Annotated in this window: 4 protein-coding genes; 2 read left to right on the top strand and 2 right to left on the bottom strand. The window is 72.9% G+C overall.

What is annotated here, in order from left to right:
- A partial coding sequence (locus tag ABCR83_RS32350) for an inositol monophosphatase family protein (protein WP_462698833.1) occupies positions 1–698 on the bottom strand: 698 nt, incomplete at its 3' end.
- An 8-nt stretch (positions 699–706) separates the two neighbouring features.
- A complete protein-coding gene (locus ABCR83_RS32345) occupies positions 707–1,834 on the bottom strand; it encodes a ferrochelatase (RefSeq protein ID WP_462698832.1) in 1,128 nt (375 codons plus the stop codon).
- Positions 1,835–2,011: 177 nt separating this feature from the next.
- Between ABCR83_RS32345 and ABCR83_RS32340 the strand changes: the two genes are divergently transcribed.
- On the top strand, positions 2,012–3,277 hold the full coding sequence (locus ABCR83_RS32340) for an MFS transporter (RefSeq protein ID WP_462698831.1): 1,266 nt from the start codon (positions 2,012–2,014) through the stop codon (positions 3,275–3,277).
- On the top strand, positions 3,243–4,057 hold an 815-nt coding region (locus tag ABCR83_RS32335), incomplete at its 3' end, for an FAD-binding protein (RefSeq protein WP_462698830.1). The genes ABCR83_RS32340 and ABCR83_RS32335, both read left to right, overlap by 35 nt.

The following is a 4,057-nucleotide window of genomic DNA, read 5'->3' as shown; positions in this document are numbered from 1 at the left end:
AGTGACCAGGTGTGGGTCCAAGACTCACTCCTGCTCACTGAATAGGAACGGTTGAGCCCGCGCTCGTAGTAGCCGTCGAGCCGGCCGCAGGCCACATCGCACAGGTCGATCGCGGCCGATCCCCCGCGCCGGATGTCGCGCACCCGGGGCAGCAGGGCGCGCAGCACCTCCGCCTGCGCGGCCCGCCGCTCGGCGAGGTAGCCGAAGCCGGTGCCGATGAGCGCCTGCTCGAGGGCGGGTGCGGAGCGCACTCGCAGCCTGCGGTCGCCGAGGAAGGCGCCCTGGCCCAGGACCGCCCGGTAGGTCTCGCCGCGCAGGGGGGCGGCGACCACTCCGGCCACCGTCTCGCCGTCGACCTCGGCCGCGATGGAGACGGCCCAGGAGGGCAGCCCATAGAGGTAGTTGACGGTGCCGTCGATGGGGTCGATGACCCAGCGCATCCCGCTGGTGCCCTCGCTGCTGGCCCCCTCCTCGCCGAGCAGCCCGTCGTGCGGGCGGCGGTCGGCGAGGAAGCCGGTGATCAGCTTCTCGGCGGCGAGGTCCATTTCGGTGACGATGTCGATCGGGCTGGTCTTGGTCGCGGCCACCCCCAGGTCGGCCGGGCGGCCGTCCTTCAGCAGGGTGCCCGCCAGGTCGGCGGCTTCCAGGGCCACGGCCAGGAGTTCGGCCTTGAGCGAGTCGCCGGGCAGGTCGGTCATGGTGCTCCTCAGGCGTACGGGCTGTCGGCGCCGGCGGCGGCCGGGTGCGGGGCTCTGGCCGGGCAGCAGCCGACGGGGCACAGGTCGTGGGAGGGGCCCAGGGCGCCGAGTGCGCAGCGCTCCGGCCGCTCGCCGCGCTCGGCGGCGGCCCGCTCCAGCACCAGCTCGCGGACGGCCGCCGCGAAGCGGGGGTCGGCGCCCACGGTGGCGGCGCGGGAAACCGGCAGGCCGAGCTCGGCGGCCTTGGCCGTGGCCTCGGTGTCGAGATCGTATTTGACCTCCATGTGGTCCGAGACGAAGCCGATCGGAACCATGACGACGCCGGGGGCGCCCGAGGCGTGCACGGCCTCGAGGTGCTCGCAGATGTCGGGTTCCAGCCAGGGGATGTGCGGGGCGCCGCTGCGGGACTGGTAGACCAGGCGCCAGGGGCGGTCGGTGCCGGTCTCCTGGCGCACCGCCTCGGCGATGGTCCTGGCGACGTCGAGGTGCTGGGCCACATAGGCTCCGCCGTCGCCCTGGCCGGCGGGTGGTCCGGAGGTGTCCGCGGCGGCCGTGGGGATGGAGTGTGTGGTGAAGGCCAGGTGCGCGGTCGCCCTCGTCTCCGCGGGCAGCTCGGCGAGCGCCGCCAGTGTCGCATCGACCATGGGACGGATGAAGCCGGGGTGGTTGAAGTAGTGGCGCAGCTTGTCGACGCGGGGCGGCTCCAGCCCCTCGGCGGCCAGGGCGGCCAAGGCGTCGGCGAGGTTCTCGCGGTACTGCCGGCAGCCGGAGTAGGAGGCGTAGGCGCTGGTGGCGAGGGTCAGGACGCGGCGGTGTCCGGCGGCCACCAGCTCGCGCAGCGTATCGGTGAGGTAGGGCGCCCAGTTGCGGTTGCCCCAGTAGACCGGCAGCTCCAGGCCGGCCGCGGCGAACTCCGCGCGCAGCGCGCCCAGCAGCTGCCGGTTCTGGTCGTTGATCGGACTCACGCCACCGAAGAGGAAGTAGTGCCGGCCCACCTCCTTGAGCCGCTCGGGGGGGATGCCGCGGCCTCGGGTCACGTTCGCCAGGAACGGAACGACATCGTCCGGGCCCTCGGGGCCGCCGAACGAGAGCAGCAGCAGGGCGTCATAGGGGGCATGGGCTGGCTGATCCGACATGGCTCCGATCCTGCCACCCGCCACCGACAGCCGGGAAACCGCGGCCGACCGGGACCGGAGTCGACGGTAAATAGCCGTGCGACGTACGTATGTTCACTCGTAAGCTGTATAGCCCATCCATAGTCCTTACGACACTCTCGTCTCGTCACCCCTGTCCCCCTGAGCGCGGAGCCGGTCTTGTCCAGTCCCTACAGCGCGATATTCGGCGCCCCCGGCGCCAAGAGCTTCTCCGCAGCCGGCTTCCTCGGCCGTATGCCGCTGTCCATGATGGGCGTCGGCATCGTCACCATGATCTCCGAGCTCACCGGGCGGTACGGGCTGGCCGGTGCCCTCACCGCGGTCGAGGCGCTGGCCGCCGCCGTGCTGGGACCTCAGGTGTCGCGCCTGGTCGACCGGCACGGACAGCGGCGGGTGCTGCGCCCGGCCACCCTGCTGTCGCTGGTCTCGCTCGTCGGACTGCTGTTGAGTGCGCAACAGGGCTGGCCCGACTGGACATTGTTCGTGTTCTCGGCGGGCCTGGGCTGTGTGCCCAGCGTGGGTTCCATGGTGCGGGCCCGGTGGGCGGCGATCTACCACGGCTCTCCGCGTGAACTGCACACCGCCTACTCGGCCGAGTCGGTCATCGACGAATTCGTCTTCATCGTCGGGCCGATCCTGTCGATCGGCCTGTCCACGGGCTGGTTCCCGGAGGCCGGGCCGCTGCTGGCCGGCTGTTTCCTGGCGGTCGGCGTCTTCTGGCTCGTCGCACAGCGCGCCACCGAGCCCGTACCGCACCCGCGCGACCAGCGCTCGGGCGGCACGGCCCTGCGCTCGCGCGGCCTTCAGGTGCTGGTGCTGACGTTCGTGGCCACCGGGGCGCTGTTCGGTTCGATGGAGGTCGTGACGGTGGCCTTCGCCGAGGACCGGGGCCACAAGGCCATGGCCAGCGTGGTGCTCGCGGTGTACGCCCTGGGCTCCTGCCTGGCGGGCTCCGTGTTCGGGCTGCTGCACCTCAAGGGCGACCCCGCGCGCCGCTGGCTGCTGGGCGTATGTGCGATGGCCGTGAGTATGATCCCCCTCCAACTGGTCGGGAACCTGGCGTTCTTGGCCGTGGCGCTGTTCTTTGCCGGCCTCGCCATCGCGCCGACGATGGTGACCACCATGGGCCTGGTCGAGCAGCACGTACCGCGCGCGAACCTGACCGAGGGCATCACCTGGACCAGCACCGGGCTGGCGGTCGGGGTGGCGCTCGGCTCGTCGGCCGCCGGCTTGGTGGTGGACGCCGCCGGGGCCGAGGCGGGGTATGCGGTGCCCGGCACGGCGGGGGCGCTGGCGGCCATGGTCGCGTTCCTCGGCTACCGCCGGCTGCGGCCGGCGCCGGAGCGGGTGGAGCCGTCCACCCCGCGGGCAAGGGGAGGGGCTGACGAGCATGGCGGGGACAACGAGGACGAACACGTGGGCTAACTGGGCGGGGAATGTCACCGCCCGGCCGGTGCGCACGGTGACCCCGGCCGGCACCGGGGAGCTGGCCGCGGCGGTCGCCCGGGCCGCGGCGGACGGACTGCGGGTCAAGGCCGTGGGCAGCGGGCACTCCTTCACCGCCGCGGCCGTCACCGACGGGCTGCTGATACGCCCTGACCGCCTCACCGGAATCCGCGCGATCGACCGCGCGGCCGGGACCGTGACGGTCGCGGCGGGCACCACGCTCAGACAGCTGAACACGGCGCTGTCCCACGGCGGCCTCTCGCTGACCAACATGGGCGACATCATGGAACAGACGGTCTCCGGCGCGGTCAGCACCGGCACCCATGGCACCGGCCGGGACTCGGCCGCCATCGCCGCACAGATCAGCGGCCTGGAGCTGGTGACGGCGGACGGCTCGGTGCTGCACTGCTCGGCACGGGAGCACCCGGATGTCTTCGCGGCGGCCCGGGTGGGACTGGGTGCCCTGGGAGTGATCACCGCGATCACCTTCGCGGTGGAGCCGGAGTTCCTGCTCAGGGCCCACGAGGAGCCGATGCCCCTGGAACGGGTCACCAAGGAATTCGATCAACTCGTGGCCGAGAACGAACACTTCGAGTTCTACTGGTTCCCGCACACCGAACTCTGCACCACCAAGCGCAACAACCGCAGCGCGGGCCCGGCCGCGGCCCGCCGGCCGGCCCCCGCCGGGGGGGGGGGCGAGGGCCGGGCCCCCGGCCGGGGGGGGGCCGGCGGGGCGCGGGGGCGGGCGGGGGCCGCCCC

This window comes from Streptomyces xingningensis, assembly GCF_054957865.1.
The sequence above is the reverse complement of the archived record's forward strand: the minus strand, read 5'-3'. Positions and strand labels throughout refer to the sequence as shown.